Annotated in this window: 18 protein-coding genes; 11 read left to right on the forward strand and 7 right to left on the reverse strand. The window is 31.4% G+C overall.

Going from position 1 to position 22,011, the window contains the following annotated elements; translation table 11 throughout:
- Positions 1 to 16: 16 nt before the first annotated feature.
- The 5 genes from ACVC08_RS16095 to hemH all read right to left on the reverse strand — a co-directional run bounded on the left by ACVC08_RS16095 (position 17) and on the right by hemH (position 5,142).
- On the reverse strand, positions 17 to 1,090 hold the full coding sequence (locus tag ACVC08_RS16095) for a PA0069 family radical SAM protein (protein WP_452602814.1): 1,074 nt from the start codon (positions 1,088 to 1,090) through the stop codon (positions 17 to 19).
- Positions 1,091 to 1,166: 76 nt separating this feature from the next.
- On the reverse strand, positions 1,167 to 1,949 hold the full coding sequence (locus ACVC08_RS16100; protein WP_452602815.1) for an enoyl-CoA hydratase/isomerase family protein: 783 nt from the start codon (positions 1,947 to 1,949) through the stop codon (positions 1,167 to 1,169).
- Between the two features lie 72 nt (positions 1,950 to 2,021).
- Positions 2,022 to 3,473, reverse strand: a complete 1,452-nt coding sequence (locus tag ACVC08_RS16105; RefSeq protein ID WP_452599239.1) for an ATP-binding protein — start codon at positions 3,471 to 3,473, stop codon at positions 2,022 to 2,024.
- Between the two features lie 76 nt (positions 3,474 to 3,549).
- A complete protein-coding gene (locus ACVC08_RS16110; RefSeq protein ID WP_452602816.1) occupies positions 3,550 to 4,101 on the reverse strand; it encodes a CopD family protein in 552 nt (183 codons plus the stop codon).
- Between the two features lie 6 nt (positions 4,102 to 4,107).
- A complete protein-coding gene (hemH, locus tag ACVC08_RS16115; RefSeq protein WP_452602817.1) occupies positions 4,108 to 5,142 on the reverse strand; it encodes a ferrochelatase in 1,035 nt (344 codons plus the stop codon).
- Between the two features lie 288 nt (positions 5,143 to 5,430).
- Between hemH and ACVC08_RS16120 the strand changes: the two genes are divergently transcribed.
- The gene (locus ACVC08_RS16120) at positions 5,431 to 8,889 is read left to right on the forward strand and encodes a TraB/GumN family protein (RefSeq protein ID WP_452602818.1); all 3,459 of its coding nucleotides are present in this window, start codon (positions 5,431 to 5,433) and stop codon (positions 8,887 to 8,889) included.
- Position 8,890: 1 nt separating this feature from the next.
- On the opposite strand, the gene ACVC08_RS16125 is transcribed toward ACVC08_RS16120, so the two are convergent.
- Entirely contained in the window at positions 8,891 to 9,784 is an 894-nt protein-coding gene (locus ACVC08_RS16125) for a helix-turn-helix transcriptional regulator (RefSeq protein ID WP_452602819.1), read from the reverse strand.
- Positions 9,785 to 9,990: 206 nt separating this feature from the next.
- On the opposite strand from ACVC08_RS16125, the gene hemA reads away from it, so the two are divergent.
- From hemA to ACVC08_RS16170, 9 genes are all read left to right on the forward strand, one after another.
- A complete protein-coding gene (hemA, locus tag ACVC08_RS16130) occupies positions 9,991 to 11,241 on the forward strand; it encodes a glutamyl-tRNA reductase (RefSeq protein WP_452599087.1) in 1,251 nt (416 codons plus the stop codon).
- Complete coding sequence (gene hemC, locus ACVC08_RS16135; protein WP_452602820.1) at positions 11,234 to 12,817, forward strand: hydroxymethylbilane synthase; 1,584 nt, start codon at positions 11,234 to 11,236, stop codon at positions 12,815 to 12,817. Before hemA ends, hemC begins: the two co-directional genes overlap by 8 nt.
- 86 nt (positions 12,818 to 12,903) lie before the next feature.
- Positions 12,904 to 13,203 (forward strand): four helix bundle protein, encoded by a 300-nt coding sequence (locus tag ACVC08_RS16140; protein WP_452602821.1) that lies wholly within the window; start codon positions 12,904 to 12,906, stop codon positions 13,201 to 13,203.
- A 119-nt stretch (positions 13,204 to 13,322) separates the two neighbouring features.
- Positions 13,323 to 14,348: a uroporphyrinogen decarboxylase gene (hemE, locus tag ACVC08_RS16145; RefSeq protein ID WP_452602822.1), complete on the forward strand. Its 1,026-nt coding sequence runs from the start codon at positions 13,323 to 13,325 to the stop codon at positions 14,346 to 14,348.
- A 269-nt stretch (positions 14,349 to 14,617) separates the two neighbouring features.
- Entirely contained in the window at positions 14,618 to 15,397 is a 780-nt protein-coding gene (locus ACVC08_RS16150) for an EI24 domain-containing protein (protein ID WP_452602823.1), read from the forward strand.
- Positions 15,394 to 15,927 carry a GNAT family N-acetyltransferase gene (locus ACVC08_RS16155; RefSeq protein WP_452602824.1) on the forward strand — a complete coding sequence of 178 codons (534 nt, stop codon included), beginning with the start codon at positions 15,394 to 15,396 and terminating at the stop codon, positions 15,925 to 15,927. Before ACVC08_RS16150 ends, ACVC08_RS16155 begins: the two co-directional genes overlap by 4 nt.
- Before the next feature lie 61 nt (positions 15,928 to 15,988).
- Positions 15,989 to 16,891, forward strand: a complete 903-nt coding sequence (gene hemF, locus ACVC08_RS16160; RefSeq protein WP_452602825.1) for an oxygen-dependent coproporphyrinogen oxidase — start codon at positions 15,989 to 15,991, stop codon at positions 16,889 to 16,891.
- 21 nt (positions 16,892 to 16,912) lie between these two features.
- Positions 16,913 to 17,299 carry a YchJ family protein gene (locus tag ACVC08_RS16165; protein WP_452602826.1) on the forward strand — a complete coding sequence of 129 codons (387 nt, stop codon included), beginning with the start codon at positions 16,913 to 16,915 and terminating at the stop codon, positions 17,297 to 17,299.
- A gap of 17 nt (positions 17,300 to 17,316) precedes the next feature.
- Positions 17,317 to 18,090 (forward strand): hypothetical protein, encoded by a 774-nt coding sequence (locus ACVC08_RS16170; protein WP_452599095.1) that lies wholly within the window; start codon positions 17,317 to 17,319, stop codon positions 18,088 to 18,090.
- A 64-nt stretch (positions 18,091 to 18,154) separates the two neighbouring features.
- Here ACVC08_RS16170 and ACVC08_RS16175 read toward each other — a convergent pair whose 3' ends face one another.
- Positions 18,155 to 20,791: a DEAD/DEAH box helicase family protein gene (locus ACVC08_RS16175; protein WP_452602827.1), complete on the reverse strand. Its 2,637-nt coding sequence runs from the start codon at positions 20,789 to 20,791 to the stop codon at positions 18,155 to 18,157.
- Positions 20,792 to 20,874: 83 nt separating this feature from the next.
- On the opposite strand from ACVC08_RS16175, the gene hemB reads away from it, so the two are divergent.
- Complete coding sequence (gene hemB / locus ACVC08_RS16180; protein ID WP_452602828.1) at positions 20,875 to 21,867, forward strand: porphobilinogen synthase; 993 nt, start codon at positions 20,875 to 20,877, stop codon at positions 21,865 to 21,867.
- Positions 21,868 to 22,011: the final 144 nt, after the last annotated feature.

Here is a 22,011-nt window from a genome sequence, read left to right on the forward strand (position 1 = left end):
TTTTAAAAACGAGTTCTCAAAACAATTTTAACTGCCCGTCTTTACACGTTTCATGCAATACTATATTTAGTTTTGGCATTGTTTTGTCTTTAAAGTATTTTAACCTCGCTAACTTTATTAAATTATTTATCTGCTCTGCTATTTTTCCTTCTCCACTCATACGTTTACCATAACGACTATCGTTAAGTGTGCCGCCATGGCAACTTTCTATTTGGAGTAATACTTTATCTGCTCTATCAGGCATTGTTTTTTTTATCCAATCTGAAAATACTTGCCCTATTGCTCCATTTAACCTAACTATTGTATGCGCTATAGATAGTGCACCATATTCTGAAACTGTTTTGGCTAACGGTAAAATTTCATGACTGTTTATAGATGGTATTATTGGTGCTAACATTACATTTACTGGAATATTATTTTCACTGAGTATTTTAATTGTTTCTAATCGTTTTTTACTCGTGGTTGTTCTAGGTTCTAAAATACGTCTCGTGTTTTCAGATAAGGATGTAATGGAGAGGTTTACACTTATTAAGTTATCTTTTGCTAGCTCTTTTAGCACATCTAAATCTCTTAGTATTAATGCATTTTTAGTAATTATTGAAACGGGATGCTTGTATTTTAAAAATACTTCTAAACATTGCCGCGTAATTTTAAATTCTCGTTCTGCTGGCTGGTAACAATCTGTATTACCAGACATAACAATAGGGTGAGCTTTCCAACTTTTCTTTTTAAGTAATTGTTCTAAAAGTTTTGGTGCGTCTTTTTTAACTAAAATACGTCTCTCGAAATCTAACCCAGCGCTATACCCCCAATATTCATGACTATTTCTAGCATAACAATATATACAACCATGTTCGCAACCTTGATATGGGTTCAAAGAAAAGGTCATACCAACATCTGGACTAGTAACTTTGTTAACTATAGTTTTTGGAAACACCTCTAAATATAAGGTCTTGTTTTTATCTGCTTGCTCTCCTTCCTTCGCACAAAATTCTAAAAAATCATCACGTGTTTCGTGTTGCAATTCGAAAAAACGATTATGAACATTTAGTTGTGCACCACGCCCTTTTATTATAGAGTTATCCAACATATTTTATAATTTCTGTGAAATTACAAAATATTAAAACAAAAAACAGATGTTATATTTTATGTTATTAACAAATGATTTATTTTCCTGGAAACTCAGCTTTACGCTTTTCTAAAAAGGCTGTTGTTCCTTCTTTAAAGTCTTCGGTACCAAAACATTCTCCAAATTGCTCGATTTCTACATCATACCCATTTACACCATCTTTAAAGTTTGCATTTACTGCTTTAATAGCTTTACTAATTGCCACAGAGGAGTTGCGCATAATTTTGCTGGCAATTTTTTCTGCTAATGTTATTAATTCTTCTGGTGCAACAACATGGTTTACTAAACCATAACTTAATGCTTTATCTGCATCTATCATTCCTGCTGTCATAACCATTTCCATAGCGCGCCCTTTGCCTACTAATTGAGGTAAGCGTTGTGTTCCTCCATATCCTGGTATAACTCCTAAAGAGACTTCTGGTAATCCCATTTTAGCATTGGTACTTGCTACTCTAAAATGTGCTGCCATTGCTAGTTCTAATCCGCCTCCTAATGCAAATCCATTAACTGCTGCAATTACTGGTGTGGATAAGTTTTCTACAAAATCGAATAATAATGTTTGTCCTTCTGCTGCTAATTTACCTCCATTTTCTACATTAAAGTCTGCAAATTCACTAATGTCTGCTCCTGCTACAAAAGCTTTATCTCCACTTCCTGTAATAATAATTACTTTACTATTTACATTTTCGTCTGCTGCTTTAAAAGCATTATGTAGCTCATTAATTGTAGCCTTATTTAAAGCATTTAATTTGCTTGGACGGTTAATAGTTATTGTTGTAATTCCTTTTTCGGTTGTGGTTAAAATATTTTCGTAGTTCATTGTAAAATATATTTTACATTCCCTGTTAATAGAGAATTTTTTTAATTAGTATTTTATTTTTTTAAACAGATTCTATCCTTTTGGAAAGGCTACTGTAAATGTAGTGCCTTTTCCTTCTTGAGATACAAAGGTAATTGTTCCGCCATAAGTTTCCACAATATTTTTCACCATTGGTAATCCAAGCCCCATTCCGCTTGTTTTTGTTGTAAATTTCGGCTCGAAAACTTTAGGTTTGTTCTCTTCGGTAATACCTACTCCATTGTCTGACACTTTAATCTTTACTGTTTCATTTTCTTCAGATACTGTTACAACTATTTTTGGAACTTGCCCTTCTGGAATGGCTTGTATACCGTTTTTAATTAGGTTTGTTACTACACGTATTAATTGTGTTCTATCGAACTTTGCTATTAATTCCTCTCTGTCTGGTTGGAATGTAATGTAGTTTTCATTAAATATATCTAACGATAAGTGTACTACTTCTACAACATTTAGCATTTCGTTTTGCTGAGCCGGCATTTTAGCAAAGTTTGAAAATGCGCCAGCTATTTTACTCATTGTATCTATTTGTTGTATTAGCGTTTTACTGTACTCATCTAATTTATGGTGTATATTTTCATCATTTGGGTCAAATTTACGCTGAAAGCTTTGTACTGTTAGACGCATTGGTGTTAATGGGTTTTTAATTTCGTGCGCAACTTGTTTCGCCATTTCTCGCCAGGCTTGTTCTCTTTCGCTTGCGGCAAGCTGTACAGCACTTTCTTCTAACTCATCAATCATACTATTATATGAATTTACAAGAATAGAAATTTCTTCACTCATATTTTCTATAACTACTTTTTCGTTTCGCTTTTCTAACCTAGTTTCGCGTAATTTATCTCCTATTGCTTTTAAAGATTTTGTTATGTATTTAGAAACAAAGAACGCTAAAGCAATACCTATTAAAAGCACTATTAATGAGGTGTAACTTAACCTCTCTAAGAATTCATCTAACTCCTTTGCCAAAAACTCATCTTTTTCAAGATAGGGTAAGTTAATTATTGCTAAGGGCTTAGACCGTTTATCTAATATGTAAATATAAGAGGACAGAAAAGTGTCTTCTCCTTCTTGTCGTTTTTCTACGTAACGATGTTCAGCAGTATTTGAAAGTGCATTTAAAACTTCTGCGTCGAGACATTTTTTTTCTGCTCTCTCGTTTAATTCTGCTTTAGAGGATATTAAAAAACTCCCTTCTAAATCATAAATATCAATAGATTGATTATGTATATCTGCTGTTTTATGAACTTCTTCTTTAAAAATTAAAGAAACCTTATCTGGAATAATTTCATAAGATGTTTCTTTTAATTCGTAGCTTAAACTTGCTATTATAGCACGTTCTTTACGTTCTAGTCTTTGTTTATTGTAATCTTGTGTTTCTTCATTGTATTGATGTATTGCTACGGCTGCGATAAGTATAGAAGACAACAATACTAACAATATCATTGCAATAAAGATACGTACTCGTAAGGATAGTTTTTTTAATCTCATGTATGTTTTTTAAATAGCTTATACAGTTCGACACAATAATCACACCACTATTTATAGAAATAGATTTTAAACTTATTTAAGCATCAGGATTTTTCTCCCTAATACGCTTATATAGCTTAAAGCCTAACATTAATAATATTGCTAAAACAAAAATACCTACCACTCCAAAAATCCAATTGATAGCGTTTTGCAATATCACTAAAAATACAACTGCAAATAAAATAAAGGTTGCGCCTTCATTCCATAACCTCATAAAACTAGAGCTCTTTTTAACAATGTCGTTTTGTAATTGCCTGTAATATACATGTGTTTGTATTTGGTACGCTATTAATAGTACTACAAAACCTAATTTTACATGCATCCATGGCTGCTCTAAATAACCAGGCCTTAATATTAATAATAAAATAGCAAATAAAGTAGCTAGTATAGAAGAGGGCCATGTAATAATAAACCATAGCCGTTTTGCCATAAGTTTTAGTTGTTTTCCTAAAATCTCTTTTTCTGGAGAGGGTTTATAAAAAGCTTCTATTTGGTATACAAACAATCTAGGAATATAAAACAGCCCTGCGAACCAAGTTACTACAAAAATTAAGTGTAATGCTTTTATGTAATAGTAATATGCTCCCATAATAAATTATACCGTAGCAACAGGTTTTACTGCCCATTTGTTAATCCATTTTGCTAAAAGAGAAACCCATGCTGCATCTGTATTTAAGCATGGCACTGTTGTAAAGTCTCCGCCTCCAACTTCATGAAAAATTTCTTCGCCTTCCATTGCTATTTCTTCTAAGGTTTCTAAGCAATCACTTACAAATGCGGGTGTTACAATTGCCATACTGTTTACACCTTTTTTACCTAAACGCTCTATAGTTCTATCTGTGTATGGCTGTAACCAAGGATCGAACCCTAAGCGCGATTGAAAAGATGTAGAGTAAGCCGCTTCGTTTAAATTTAACTTTTCGGCTACTAATCTAGTAACTTCATAACATTGGTGTCTGTAACAAAACTCGTGTGCTTTAGATGGTGTGTTACAACAACTCCCATCTATTTTACAATGCGATTTTGTAACGTCACTTTTTCTTATATGTCGCTCTGGAACACCATGATAAGAGAACAATACGTGTTCGTATGTTTTATCTTTTAAATGCCTTTCTATAGAATTTGCTAGTACATCTATATATTCTGGCTCATTATAAAATGCAGGTAAGGATTCTATTTTTAAATCTGGAAAATCTGTTTTTCGTATCTCTTCAGCCAATACTAATATTGTTTCTGTTGTAGCCATTGCAAATTGTGGATATAATGGAATTAACATTACTTCCTCTACACCTTTGTCTACTAATTCCTGAAGTCCTTTTTTAATAGTCATACTACCATAACGCATAGCTAATGCAACAGGAAATTCTACTTGTTGTTGCACTTTGTCCTTTAGCTCTTCAGATAAGACAATTAACGGTGAACCATTATCCCACCATATTTTTTTGTAGGCTTCTGCAGATTGTTTTGGTCTTGTGTTTAAAATAATTCCTTTTACAAGCAATGTTCTTGCCCATAGCGGAACATCTATAACGCGCTCGTCCATTAAAAATTCTCCTAAATATTTTTTAACATCTTTTGGTTCTGGGCTATCTGGAGAACCTAAGTTAACAAGTAAAACGCCTTTTTTCATTTACACTCTTTTTCTTTTAATTCGCATTACCTTATAAAGTACAGACAAAATCACTGTTAATTTAATTATTAGGTAAGGGAAGGTTATACACTAGACATTCAATAAAACATACTTAATAACAAAAATACAACTCTAAATTATAATACACCCACAAATTAAACGTTCAAAATAAAGAAAGAGTACTTAAAGCATATTATAAAAGTATCTTAATTAAACCGTATTTTGTAACTTTCAAATTATTTTTGACACTATTACTATATATATTTACAATTCTATTCTAACTTTTTAATGACAAAAAAACTTCTATACCTAGCCTTGTTTTCCTTTTTAATAAGCTTCTCTCAAGAAAAACAAAAGAGTTTACTTTGGGAAATTTCTGGTAATGGTCTTGAGAAACCCTCTTATATATATGGTACCATGCATGTAAGCAAAAAGGTTGCTTTTAGATTAGATGATGTGTTTTTTGAAGCCTTAGAAAATAGTGAGTCTATCGCTTTAGAGTCTGACCCTTCTACATGGTTAGAACATAATTACGAAACGCTTTCCTTAATTCCTCAAAATTTTTCTAGTGGTTATGATAATTCTTTTTACAGTGCGCTTTTTAAAATGGAGCCTCCAAAGGAGTTAATGATAAGACGTATTATTCGTTCTGATAATAATATGATTAATGGTTATTTATATCGTAAGCAGTCTAATCTAGATAATTTTGAAGAAGAGACCTATTTAGACATGTTTATATACCAAGCTGGTAAAAAGAAAAATAAACCTATTATTAGCCTTGAAGATTTAGAAGAAGCGCAATATTTAACCTCTAAAGCAAGTAAAAATGCTTACAAGAAAAAATTAGATCCTTGGCTTGCCGAGTTATACGAAAAAGAGAATCCTTATTTATTACAAGAAAACACCTATAGAGAGCGTAATCTTGACCGTTTAGACTCTATAGGAAACGCCTCTAATACCGAGTTTTTTAGAGAGCACATGCTATATAAAAGAAATAGTAATATGGTTACTGTTTTAGATTCTGTATCTAGAAAAAAATCTGTGTTCGCAGGTGTTGGCGCTGCACATTTACCTGGAAAAAAAGGCATGCTAAATTTACTAAGAGAAAAAGGGTATACTGTAAAACCTTTATTATCTAAAAGAACGAAAAAAGGGAAAGAAACAAAACAAGCATTAGAAAATTTTGTAGCTATACCAAGTTTAAAAATGTATACTACTCCAGATGGCTTTATAAGTTTAAAAAGCTTTACAGAGCTTAAAGAGTTTTATTATGGTGGCCAAAAGTTTATTATAGCTCCAGATATGACTAATGGTGCTTATTTAGCAATAAGCAGATTTAATACTTTCGAATATTTACCAAACGACAAAACCATTTCTTTAGACAGGTTAGACAATTTCTTGTTTGAAGATATACCGGGAGATATTGTCTCTAAAGAAAAAATAAAAACGCCGTTTCCTGGTATAAGTATATTAAACAAAACTAAAAAAGGGGATTTTCAAAAATATCATATTTATAAAACACCTTTAGAGCTTATTATTATAAAATTAGCTGGCCCAAAAGACTATGTGTTAAATTATGAAAAAGATATTTTTAACTCTATAAAGTTTAAAGAACGCTCTGCAAAACAAGAACTAATTACATCTCCATTTAACAAATACGAAGTTTTGCTACCTGCATTTAATAATTCTGACAACCTCTATAATGCTGGAAACAAACTCATGCAAGGTGTTATTAATAATGACTATTATTTTGTTAAAGAATCTGTAGTACCAGACATTAATTACATAGAAGAAGATGCTTTTGAAGCCAAGTATAGTGTAGAAAAATATCTTGAAGATTTGGATTTAAATATTAGTTCTGCTGGTTTTACAGAAACAAATTATAAAAGCTATAAAGCGGTTGCCAAAATAGATTCTACATCTAATAGAAGTATTCATTTAAAAAGTATTGTAAAAGATGGTAGTTATTACCTTTTAGGTTATGTTGGAGAAAAAAGTAACAATGCCGAAACATTCTTTAAGTCCTTTACTTTTAAAAACACTCTTTATGATGGTTTTGAAAAACATACAGATACATCTCTACATTTTTCTGTATTAACAAATACAAAACCTATTACCGCTCCTTATAATAATTACAATACAGAGCATCAAAAACCTTACGATAGGCAAAATAAAAAAACCATATACTTCTCTAAAGCAAATGAACAAATATATGTAAGCAGAACAAAGTTTCATGACTTAAAAATGTATCATAACATTGATAGTTTATGGAATGAAATAGATACTAATTTAAAAGTAAGTTCCGAAGATTTTCAGCCCATTATTACTCACAGAAAAAAAGGTTCTAATAACAATAGTTACACATATAGCTTTAAATACAAAGATTCTTTAAGTGCTAAAGTTGTTTCTGTAAAAAACATATTAAAAAAAGGAGTGCTTTTCGAGATTAAATCCCTTGCAGACTCAATAGCCAAGCCATCTGCATTTATAACCAATTTCTATAATAGCTTTATACCCAAAGACACCCTTTTAGGAACATCCATCTTTAGCGATAAAACAGATCGTTTTTTTACGGCTTTAAAAAACGACGATAGTATAGTATTAAACACAAATGGCATGATAAAGTTTAAGAATAAACATGCCAATAAAATTATTAATCTTTTAAAAACCTATACATTTCCAGAAAACAAAGCACATATTAAAAGCGACTTAATAGAACAATTGGGTAAGTTAAAAAACCCAAAAGTTATTCCGTTTTTAAAAACAATGTATATAGATTCGTATTCAGATCCGCAAACACAAACCGATATTTTAAAAGCGATTTTAAGTCGTAAAAACAAAACCGCACAGAGTCATTTTATAAAATTACTAAGCAAAGATTTACCTATAGAGGCTTATGCAATAAAACCGTTATTTAGAACTTACAGGGACTCTTTAGAATTAAAAAAAGAGTTATACCCAGAACTTTTAGAATACTCAAGTATAAGAGAATACAAAGAGCCTATATATAATTTACTGGCTAAATTAAAAGATAGTGGATTGGTAAAACCAAAAATTTACAAACGTTATAAAAAGCAAATTATAAATGATGGTAAAATAGAGGTAAAGCGTAATTTAAGTAAAGACAACGATTACAATTATAGTGCATTAGATATATATGTAAAGCTTATTTTTCCGCATAGAAAAGAACAATTAGCAAAAGAGTTCTTTAATAAATTATTAGATGTTAAGGATGCTTATGCTTTAACAACGTATTACGTATTACTAGAAGAAGCTAACGAAACTATACCAAATAAACTTAAAGAAAAAACACTACATAACTATAAAAACCAAGCCTTATTAGTTAGAATGCTTTATAAAAAAGGACTAAAGCCAAAGTACTTAAAGCAAAACATAGATCAAGAAAAATACGCTAAATCTTATTTATTTGATAATGAAGAACTAGAAGGCGACAAAGACTCCATTACGTTTTTAACAGAAAAAACATTTAAAACAGATAACGGCAAACAAGGGTCTGTATATTTTTATAAACTACATAAAGTTACTGACTATGGAGAGTATAACAGATTGTATTATGTAGCCTTTTTAACTCCAAAAAACTCAAATGACATTGCAACTAAAAGATATTATAAGTCTGAGTACAGAGGAAATAAAATAGGAGAAACCGACAAAGATGAAGATTTAATAGAAGACGTTTTAGAGCTAATAAAATATAAAACTAGAAAGCGTATTAACACAAAGCTTTAAACTATATTACAGACTGAATATACTTTTTAGGAGTAATTCCATATTTCTTTTTAAATGCAGCAATAAAATGACTAGAAGTACTATAACCTACTTTTAGTCCAACTTCATTAACATTATGCTCACCAGATTCTAACAATTTTCTAGCAAATTCCATTTTATAATCAAATAAAAAACTAAATACAGAGTCTCCATAAATTTGCTTAAACCCTTCTTTTAGCTTCTTAAGGCTTAACCCTATTTCATCTGCTAACGCTGTTAAAGTTGGTGGCTCTGCCATTCTGTTAATTACAATATCTTTAGCCTTTCTAATTTTTATAACATTAGTCTCATCTACTAAAAATGGACATTGTTCAATATCTGCATCTTCACCTCTGTTAAAGTACAGACTTAACAATTCGTATGCTTTTCCTTTAAAGTAAAGATTCTTAATAGACTGATTTAAATTGTAGTTAATTAATTGATTTAAAACAATAGCCATAGAGGGCGAAATATTACCATCTTTATAATATTTTTTATCCTTGTTATCCTCACTTAAAAACGTAATATAATCTGCCTCTTGTGAAAATAATCCATGAAACTTTTTAATAGATATAAGTATCGAAATTAACCAAGTATTTGTGCTTGCTTCTAAGTTTATAGGCAAATCACGCTGCGGATTATATAATAATAACGAATGTTCCTCTAACACGTCTAAAGCATATCTACCATTATTAAATTTAAATTTACTATCCCCCTTGATACAAAAATGAAACTGAATAAAACTACTATCTATTTCTCTTACAACTGTTTGAGAGCTATCTGTTTCATTTTTATAAGTTAACACATAAACGCCTTCATCTACTTTTGTTTCATTAAAAGAACCTGTAGCGACATTTTTTAAATTACTATTTTCCATATTTGTGAGCCTATTTATTTAGATTCATTCTAAACTAAAACGCTAAAAGCATTGCTATGACTACAAAAATAGGTATAAATACCTGTTTTTACTATAAATAGGGTATAAAACCCACATAGCGACACTAAAAGTTCTTCTAGCGTTATTTTTTTTTAATCACTACCTCTATTTTTGTGCATGCAATAAAAAAGCACAGTAACGACTAAATGCAGCATAATAAAACGACATATTTCTACGCTATTGGATTAAGCTACAAAAAAGCTGATGCAGAGATAAGAGGTCATTTTAGTTTAGATGAAACTGCTAAGCTTAATTTACTTAAGCAAGCAAAAAGCAACACTATAGAAAGCTTAATTGTAACTTCAACTTGCAATAGAACAGAAATTTATGGCTTTGCAGAGCACCCTTTTCAATTGATTCAATTACTCTGCGATAATACTAAAGGTACTGTAGAAGAGTTTCAAAAAGTAGCATATATCTATAAAGGTAAAGAAGCAATAAATCATTTATTTCGTGTAGGCTCTGGGTTAGATAGTCAAATTTTAGGAGATTTTGAAATTATTAGTCAACTTAAAAAAAGTGCGAAATTATCTAGAAAATTTAATTTATTAAACTCCTTCATAGAACGTTTATTAAACTCTGTTATACAAGCAAGTAAGCGTATAAAAAATGAAACGGAAATTTCTTCAGGAGCAACATCTGTTTCTTTTGCATCTGTACAGTATATTTTAAAAAACGTGAAAGGCGTTTCAGATAAAAATATTTTACTTTTCGGAACTGGAAAAATAGGAAGAAATACTTGCGAAAACTTGGTAAAACACACCAAGAATGAGCATATTACTTTAATAAACAGAACAAAAAATAAAGCAGAGGCTATTGCTGGAAAATTTAACTTAGTAGTTAAAGACTATTCCGATTTACAAGAAGAGATAAATGCTTCAGATGTTTTAATAGTTGCAACTGGCGCACAAAATCCAACAATAGATAAATATTTAATTCAATCTCAAAAAGAGTTATTAATATTAGATTTATCTATTCCCAAAAATGTAAATGCAAATGTTTCAGAATTAGACAATGTAACTCTTATACATTTAGACGATTTATCGCAAATTACCGATGAAACATTAGAAAACAGAAAAGCACACATTCCTCTTGCTGAAAGCATAATCGAAGACATAAAAACAGAATTTAATAGTTGGCTAGAAACACGCAAATTTGCACCAACAATTAAAGCTCTAAAACATAAATTATTAGACTTTAAAGCTGCCGAATTAGATACGCAACGCAAAAAAATATCTAATTTTAATGAAGAACAAGCAGAATTAATAAGTAATAATATCATCCAAAAAATAACCAATCACTTTGCTCATCATTTAAGAGAAGACAACATTTCTACTAATGATAGTCTTGAGCTAATAAAAAAAGTGTTTCAGTTAGAACAATCACAAAATGTCTAAAACAATTAGAATTGGTACTCGCGACAGTGAGTTAGCGTTATGGCAAGCCAAAATAGTACAAAGTCAATTAGAACACTTAGGTCATAAAACAACATTAGTTCCCGTAAAATCTACAGGAGATATTGTATTAGACAAACCACTTTACGAACTAGGAATAACAGGCATTTTTACCAGAACTCTAGATATAGCCATGCTTAATGGAGACATTGATATTGCGGTACATTCGCTTAAAGATGTCCCTACAGTATTACCAAAAGGTATAGTACAAGCCGCAGTTATAAAACGTGGGAATGTAAGAGACACCCTTGTTTACAAAGACAACGAAGAGTTTTTAAGTTCTAGAGAAGGTATTATTGCAACCAGTAGTTTACGTCGTCGTGCACAATGGTTAAACCGTTATCCTACCCATAAAATTGAAGATATTAGAGGTAACGTCAACACGCGTTTACAAAAAGTTGAGGATAGCGAAACGTGGAATGGAGCCATATTTGCAGCAGCAGGATTAGGCAGATTAAACCTAAGACCAGAAGAAGCTATTAATTTAGATTGGATGGTTCCAGCACCTGGGCAAGGCACCATTATGATTACTGCACTAGGAGAAGATGAAGACACACTAGCCATCTGTAAAGAAGTTAATCATGAAGAAACAGAGATTTGCACGACAATAGAACGCACCTTTTTAAACAGATTAGAAGGTGGTTGTACAGCTCCAATTGGCGCTTTGGCCTTTATAAAAGATGAAGAAATTCACTTTCACGGGATTCTTTTAAGTCCAGATGGCACCAAAAAGATTGAAATAAAAAGAAGCAAAAAACTAGGTGAACATAGTGATTTAGCAGAATTTAGTGCCGATTATATTATAGAAAAAGGAGGGAAACGCTTAATGGATAACATTAAAAATTCGCACCGAAAGACTAATATATATTCTACAAAGACATTTACTGAAGATCAGCGTTTATTATTTAACGAAAAAGTAGTAGCAGAAAGCTCAGACTTTATAAAAATAAACATTAACAGAATACACCCGCGCCATTTAAAAAATGAAATTAAAAATGTTATAATTACAAGTAAAAATGCTGTAGAGTCTTTAATTACTAACTACTCGGCAATAGAATTACAGTTTAAAAACATTTATTGTGTTGGGCGCCGAACAAAACGTTTAATAGAAAACAGAATAGGCCCAGTAACACATACCGCAAAAAATGCAAAAGCGCTTGCAGACCATTTGGTTGAGTATATAGAAGGCAACGAGGTAACTTATTTCTGTAGTGATATAAGGTTAGACGAATTACCTACAATCCTTACTGAAAATAATATAAAAGTTAACGAAATAGAAGCTTACCAAACAAAATTGGATGCTTTAAAAATTGATGATACAGTAGAAGGCGTTATGTTTTATAGCCCATCTACTGTAAAAAGTTATAAGCAGGAAAACAATGTTAAAGATGGTATGATCGCTTTTTGTATTGGAGATACCACTGCAAAAGAAGCAAAAAAACATTTTAAAGATGTTAGAGTTGCTAAGCTACCAACTGTAGAGAGTGTTATTGCATTGGTAAACGAACATTATAATTAGCTGTTGGCCTTTTGCCTTTAGCTTTTGGTGACACTCTAAGATAAAATAACGACTAAAATTATAAAATATGAGGGATTTTAGAAAGTTTGAAAAACGGTATTGAAATCGTTAAACAGATTTATAAACTTTCAGAAAAATTACCCAAGGAAGAAAAATTTGGTTTACGAAGTCAAATAACAAGAGCAGCAATATCAATCCCTTCAAAGATTGCAGAAGGGTGCAGTAGAAATAGTGAAGTAGAGTTTAAACGCTTTCTAGAAATCGCTTTAGGCTCACTTTTAAAAATAAAAACACAATTAATTATTATTTCAGAATTAGAATTAATACCATCTCAAAAATACAGAGGCTATTATGACTTTAATTCAAAAAGAAGGAAGAATGATTAATAGTTTAATTAATAAAATTAGAAATAGCTAAAGCTAATAGCGAGTATTAAACGACTAATAGCCAAAAGCTAAAAAATAATTAAAAAAGATTTCCGCCTTCGCGGAAATGACAAAAAGATATGTTGAAAAACGATTTATTTTTAAGAGCATTAAAAGGAGAAACTGTAGAGCGTCCACCAGTATGGATGATGCGTCAAGCTGGGCGATACCTTCCAGAGTTTATGGAAATTAAAGCAAAGTACGATTTCTTTACACGTTGTCAAACACCAGAATTAGCTAGTGAAATTACTGTGCAACCTATTCGCCGTTACGGTATGGATGCTGCTATTTTATTTAGCGATATTTTAGTGATTCCGCAAGCCATGAATATCGAGGTACAGATGAAACCTAATTTTGGACCTTATCTACCAAACCCTGTACGTTCTCAAAAAGATGTCGACAATGTTATCGTTCCAGACGTAACTGAAGCATTAGACTATGTTTACCAAGCTATAAAAGCAACTAAAGAGAAGCTTAATAATGAAATTCCATTAATAGGTTTTGCTGGTTCGCCATGGACTATTTTATGTTACTGCGTACAAGGACAAGGCAGTAAAAACTTTGACAAAGCCAAAGAATTCTGTTTTACAAATCCTGTGGCGGCTCATCAATTATTGCAAAAAATTACAGACACTACCATTGCTTACTTAAAAGAAAAAGTAAAAGCAGGATGTAATGCTGTTCAAGTATTCGATTCTTGGGGAGGCATGCTATCCCCTGTAGATTATCAAGAATTTTCTTGGAAATATATTCAACAAATAATAGATGCTTTAAAAGACCATGCTCCCGTAATTGCTTTTGGAAAAGGCTGTTGGTTCGCACTTAACGAAATGTCAAAATCTGGAGCATCTGCTTTAGGAGTAGATTGGACATGTTCTGCACAAAATGCACGTTATTTAACAGGAGGAAATATTACACTACAAGGTAATTTTGATCCTACGCGACTATTTTCGCCACCAGCAGAAATTAAGAAAATGGTACACCAAATGATTAACGAATTTGGTAAAGACAAATATATTGTTAACCTTGGTCATGGAATTTTACCAAACATTCCATTAGATAATGCAAAGGCGTTTATAGATGCTGTAAAAGAATATAAAGCGTAAATCCATTTTATATTTTTAGGTTTAAAATGAAGATTTAATGTCAGTTCGAGTGATTTTGAGGCACAAAAAAATTGTATCGAGAACTTATTTTTAAAATAAATTCTTATTCTCCGATATAAATTTCACTCATTTTCAATCGTATAAATGCACTCAAATTGACGAATTTCGCCAAAAAACACAAATAAATTACACCTTTTTTTAAGGTATAATTATGTAACATAAAATAGGTTTTTACGTCTTTTAAGCATTCACAATCAAAATAGAATAAGATGATAAAAAACATATTTTCAGGAATAAAAGCCTATTCAGGAACATTTGCCCTTATCTCCAAACTAAAACTTTGGAAGTATTTTCTTGTCCCCGTAATTATAAGCATTATTACCTTTTCTATTGTGGCTATTACCGCCTATGGATTATCTGATAATATTGGAGGATTTATAGCTAAAATATGGCCTTGGGAAACCGGAAAAGAAACCTTTACTTCTATTTCTAGTTTTCTAGGAGGACTAACAATAGTCGTTATTGGTTTTATACTTTATAAGCATATTGTTATGGCTTTATCTGCACCGTTTATGAGTCCTGTTTCCGAAAAAATTGAAACGCATTTAACAGGAGTGCAAAAACATGAGCATAGAATTACTTCCTTTAAAGAACAGTTATGGAGAGGCATTAGAATTAATGTAAGAAACCTCTCTAAAGAACTCTTACTAACTATTCCTATTTTAATATTCAGTTTTATTCCTGTTATTGGCATATTTGCAACCATATTACTATTTTTAATGCAAGCTTATTATGCTGGTTTTGGTAACTTAGATTATACTTTAGAACGTCATTTTAAATATAACGAAAGTGTAAAATTTGTTAGACGGCACCGTGGAGTAGCTATAGGAAATGGTATTATATTTATGCTGTTTTTACTAATACCCCTTATAGGAATTATTATTGTTTTACCACTCTCTGTAACAGCTGCAACCACAAAAGCAGTAGAATTATTAAAAGCAGATAACGAACGCATTGTAAGCAAACAAAAACAAGTAGTAACTAAATGATAGCACATTTTAATGGCTTTTACATTGATAAGATTACTTTAGAAGATGCTAAAAGTATTCATCTACTTATGGTTAGCAATGCTGAACGCTTCCAACGTTATTTCCCAAAAACATTAGAAAAAAACACTACCGAAGCACTTTCGGAAGACTTTGTAAAATCTAAAACTAATAGTTTTAATTCTAAAACAGAGTTTCTATTTACAATAAAAGAAATAGCAACAAATAGTGTAGTTGGTTTAGTGTATATAAAAGAACTCGATTGGAATACTAAACAAGGAGAATTTGCCTATTGTATAGATGTAAAATGCGGAGGTAAACAATTGATGAGTAAAGCAATTAAAGTACTTTCGGAATATGCTTTTACAGACCTTAATTTAAAGACACTTCAAATTATAGCACACAAAGACAATGTACCAAGTGTAAAAGTGGCTTTAAATAACAACTTTAAATGGGTAAAAACATTAATAAACGAATATACGCCTGTGGGTGAATCACCTATAGATATGGAACTTTACGAAAAATATAAATAAGGTAGAAGACCTGTCAGGTTTTAAAAACCAGATAAGTCTCTCAAAATAAAAAAAACTTAAAATGAAAGATAAATTCTTTAACTACATACATGAACTACAAGATCGCATTACTTCAAAATTTGAAACCATAGATGGTAAAGCAAAATTTAAAGAAGATATTTGGGAGCGTGCTGAAGGTGGCGGAGGCAGAACACGAGTAATAGAAAACGGAAATGTTATAGAAAAAGGAGGTGTAAACATTTCTGGTGTACACGGTAAGTTACCAGAAACTATGCAAAAGTACTTTGGCGTAGAAGATGCAAACTTTTTTGCTTGTGGTTTAAGCCTAGTAATACATCCAAAAAGCCCAATGGTTCCTACAGTACATGCCAATTGGCGTTATTTTGAAATGTATAATCAAAAAGGAGAAATGGTAGATAGTTGGTTTGGCGGCGGACAAGATTTAACGCCATACTACTTGTTCGATGAAGATGCTAAACATTTTCATGAAACCTGTAAAACAGCTTGCGATAAGCATAATCCAGAGTTTTATCCAAAATATAAAGCACGTTGCGACGAATACTTTTATAATTCTCATAGAAATGAAGGTCGTGGTGTAGGTGGCTTATTTTTCGATTACTGTAAAGCATCAGAAACAATGACTATGGAACAATGGTATAATTTTGTTACTGAAGTTGGAGACAGTTTTTTAGAGGCATACGCACCAATTATGGAAAAAAGAAAAGGACTAGAATATACTAAAGCACATCGTAAATGGCAGGAAATACGTCGTGGTCGCTATGTAGAATTTAATTTAGTGCACGACAAAGGTACCCTTTTCGGTTTAAAAACGAATGGAAGAATAGAAAGTATATTAATGAGTTTACCACCCCATGTACAATGGGTTTACGACCATCATCCAGAAACAGGTAGTGAAGAGGAACGTTTAATAACCATTTTACAAAATCCAATAGAATGGGTTTAATCATAATCATCATTTAAAACTATGAACTGCTACTGTGGAAGCCAAAAAGCATACACTAATTGTTGCGAAATTGCTCATAAAAACAACGGACGTACTGCAACAGCAGAACAATTAATGCGCTCTAGATATAGTGCTTTTGTTTTGGCTAATGGCGATTATTTAATGAAAACGCACCATGTTTCTACAAGACCTGTAAAAGAAAAAAAGGCCATTGTAAAATGGGCAAAATCTGTACAGTGGATAAAGTTAGAAGTTTTAGAAACCTCAAAAGGCAAACCACAAGACACAGAAGGCACAGTAACGTTTAACGCTTTTTTCTATGAAAACGGAAAAGTAGATGTTATCCACGAAAAATCTGCTTTTATAAAAGACAATGAGCAATGGAAATATTTAGGATTAAGCAACTAATAACCCTAAAAACAAACATGTTAAAACTTATTAAACGAACAGGCTTAATTATAAATTGGAAAACGCTAATTATTACGTCTTTATCCATTGCCTCTACTGCATTTTGTTTGCATTTTCATATAAAAGCAAATTTCCCTTTAACACTAATAAGCACTGCAATTGTATTTCCAATAGTATTTTCTATAGGAGGAGCATATAAGCGTCGTGAAGTAGCTTTAGATGAATATGGCTCTATTAAAGCGCATGGTCGCTCATTATATTTTGCAGTGTCAGATTGGTTAGAAAATCCCCCTAAAGAATTAAAAGAAGAATTAAAAATACATTTAGCAGATTTAATGAATTCTTGTAAACTCATTTTTACACACTCTGTAGACGAGTTAGAACAAAATGAAAAAGAAGTTTACAATAGCTTTAGAAAACTGTCTTTATTTATAAAAGATATGCGCAGTCATGGACTCCCTTCTGGGGAAGCCTCCAGATCTAACCAGTTTTTAAGTAAAATGATGATTTCTTTTGAGCGCATTAAACATATTTATCAATACAGAACACCAAGAACACTACGTACTTATAGCGATATATTTATAGTAGTTTTACCCATAATATATGGCCCTCATTTTGCCGAGAATGTAACCAGTTACAACTATGGCTTACAATATGCAGTACCTATTTTATTTAGTGTTATTTTAGTTGCATTAGACAATATACAATCGCACCTAGAAAACCCATTTGACCAACAGGGAGAAGACGATGTTGATATTAATGTCGAGAAATTTATTCGTAATTTGGAGTAAGGTTAAACTAATTTATATGCCTTGATTTCTTGTACTCATTAAAAAAACATCTGTATTTAATAATTTATTTCCATATAGTCACCGCTCTTGTTGTTTTTATAAATGACGTACTTATATGATGCAGTCTTGCTTTTAACAATAGTTTTCTACCTTCAGTTTGTCGTGTATAAATCAATTTAGAGTCTCCTACAAAAGCATTCCAATGTTTCTGAAAAGCAAGAGCCTTTTTCTTTTTATCTCCAAATATCTCAGGAACTGGGTAAAATTTTTCAATATCTAAAGCTTTTTTAAACCAACTTTTTTTAATTATTAAATAACGTGGCGATTCTATTGGTGCTAACAAATCGCTTAATGCATTATTAAATTGGGTTTCTTCTAATTGGGTTCCTCCCACCAATCCGCAAAAAATAGCGCCATCATTCTCTAAATACGATTCCACATGTAATATTTCAATAGAAGAGGTTAAATAGTTAAGCGTATTAAGCGTTGCTAAAATAGCATCTCCAAATTTGTGTATTTCTTTATATAAAAATCCATGTTTTATATAAAGTTTTACTGCCTTATATAGTTTTACTCCAAAAGAGGCTATTAATGAAGCCAGCAAAATGTATATAAAAAACAAAAGTCCTTTATTAATAACAACTTGAATATTACTTGCAATAAACTCAAGAAAAAATAATGATATAGAAAAAGTTAATTCTAGAAAAACAAATTTTACAATATCTAGAAAGTAGGCTTTCTTTTTAGCCTTAAAGGGAATGTCATCTAAGTAGTTAAATCGTATTTTCTTACCCAATTTCATACCATTCCCAATAGCACTTTGCCATTTTTGGGTTATTAAATTACGGTTAGACGCCAACTTTAATGTGTTTGTATTTAAAACATCTAACGTTTCTCCATAAATATAATCTGGAAACTCTATACGCTCCATTCCATTTTCAATAAAAGGATAATCGTTATTAGATACCCCTAAAAAGGTTTCAAAACGTCTTCTTAAAATGTCTACATCGTGCCCTCCAGTGTCTACACTTGGATCTATACAAGCTAAATGCCAAATATTACCTGTTTTATGTGGTTTATCTTGCTGTTTGCGAATAGCTCGTCCTCGCATTTGATTTGATGATACAAAAGAACCTACAAAAGAAGCGAGCACTAAACTATTAATAGAAGGCGCATCCCAACCTTCTCCCAACAACGACTTAGTGCCTATAAGTACTTTTATAATTCCAGCTTCGAATAAACGTGTGATGATACTAATTATAGCTTTTTGATTGTTTTGAGACCCAGAAACACTTAAAAAATTAGAATCTAGTGCAGAGAAAGAAAATGAGTGTGCTTCTGCATAACTTTTAAACGTCTCTAAAATAGAATTGTGTATAATAACAATACTTCCTGTTAAAACAGCAATACTTGGTGTTTCGGGAAAAGATTGCTTTATAAAATGAAAAATAGGAATAACCCCAATTTTATTAATCTCTGAAAACGTGTTTGGTGTTGTTTTTAAAAACTCTTTTCTAATATAATCAGTTAATATAACACAACGTAATTGATTTTTTAAATGAGCGTATTCAAAGTTTACAATAGTTTCAATACTTTTTAATTTACTTACACTATTCGTTAAAGACCTGTAAATGTGGTGTTGCCCTGTAAAATTCACAGTCTTACTATCAAACAAGTGAAGCTTTTTTAAGTTTTTACTTAATGAGGATAAGTAATCTTCATCTTTATCTTTATAAAGCTGTTCTCTATCTGTAACTAATAGATTTTGCAATAGTACTGTTAACCATTCTAAAGACAACTCTGGAAAATCTATAGTTTCTGTTTTAGAAAAGCCTAAAATAGTTAATTTCTCTCTAGATATTTTAAATCCTGTAGCATTCAAAAAAATTAAAATAGACGAAAAATATGCTGTATTACCATATAATTCATCTAAATAATTAACTGTATCAGTATAAAAGCGATGATTTTTAATAAATGTAATAAACACGTCATCTTTAATTAATGCCTCAACAAAACTGGCCGATTTTTGTCTAAAATCGTAAATAAAGTCTATCTCTAACTGTTCTGGTTTAGACAAATACACATAGTCTTGATGCGGACATAAATCTGTTGCTCTAACTAATTCTGGAACAGAAATCTCTTCATCAATCTCACCACAGAGTGCAAAATATTTCGAAATTTCTGCTTGCTCACTATCATAAGGAGGCGTAGCAGTTAAAGCAACATTTATAATAGGAATATTGTTTTTTAAAATCATTAAACACTGCCACCAAGCATTTTTTAAATGGTGTGCTTCATCTAAAACAAAAACATCAATACCTTTAGTTTTAAAATAAGTGTAGTAACACTCATCAGTTTCAAATGTTTTATAAAATGCATGTAATGATTGGTAAGTTATAAATGTAATTGTAGCTGGCTCGCTAATATTAAAAGAAACCGATTCAAAACTTTTATCTTTAGTAAAAAACTGCTGTAATCTACTTTCCCATTGGTTTCTAATTGCTAGCGTTGGGCTTAGGATAAGGGTTTTCTTGTTTATTCTTTTTACAAGCTCTATTCCTAATATTGTTTTACCAGATCCTGGAGGCGCTATAATATGAAAGTGATTATCCTCTATATATTTTTCAAAATTATTTAAAACTCTAGATTGATACGTTCTCCATGTGTAAATAAAGTTTAGTTTTTCTAGTGATGAACCCAATACATAAATTATTTTAATAGTTAACTTTGCTAAAAGTAACGAATTCTAAAAATCTGAATTGTTATTTATATAAAATTTAAGTTATGTACCCAATAAGAAGAAACAGAAGACTAAGAACAAGTGAAGCTATAAGAGGTTTAGTTCGTGAGACTATAATATCTCCCAACGATTTTTTAGTGCCATTATTTGTAGCAGAAGGTAAAGGTATAAAAGAAGAAATTGCCTCTATGCCTAACTACTATCGTTTTAGTTTAGACCTACTAGAAAACGAAGTAAGAGAACTATGGAAACTAGGGTTAAAATCGGTTTTATTATTTGTAAAAGTACCCGATAACTTAAAGGATAATAAAGGCACAGAAGCCTTAAACCCTAACGGCCTTATGCAACGTGCCATTAAAACAGTAAAAACAGTTTGCCCAGACATGTTAGTAATGACAGATGTTGCTTTAGACCCATACTCTTCATTTGGACATGATGGTATTATAGAAAATGGAAAAGTTATAAATGACGATACAGTAGAAGTTTTGGCAGAGATGAGTTTATCTCATGCCGAAGCTGGCGCTAATTTTGTAGCTCCTAGCGACATGATGGATGGGCGTATTTTAGCCATTAGAGAAACCTTAGAAGACGAAGGCTACACAGATACAGGAATTATGAGTTATTCTGCAAAATATGCCTCTGCGTTTTATGGGCCATTTCGTGATGCTTTAGATTCTGCTCCAGCAGATGTAAAAGATATCCCAAAAGACAAAAAAACCTATCAAATGGATTATGCTAATCGTTTTGAAGCCATTAGAGAAACCGAAATGGATATAGACGAAGGCGCAGATATTGTTATGGTAAAACCTGGACTGTGCTACTTAGATATTGTTCGTGAAATTAAAAACGAAGTCGATGTTCCTGTAGCTGTTTACCAAGTTAGTGGAGAATATGCGATGTTAAAAGCTGCTGCCGAAAAAGGCTGGTTAGACCATGACGCCGTAATGATGGAACAAACTATAGCTATTAAGCGTGCTGGTGCGGATATTATTGCAAGTTATTTTGCTAAGGATGTAGTGAAATTGATTAATAATTAATTTAAGCAACAATATTATATTCAACATCTTAAAATTGCCCTAAATAATTAGTAAACAGTATTAATGTTTTTAATAAAATAGAACCATGAAGATAATTTTTCTATTTCTTTTCGCACTCTTTTTTTTCAGTTGTAATCAAAATAC

It is taken from the genome of Pontimicrobium sp. MEBiC06410 (assembly GCF_053601615.1).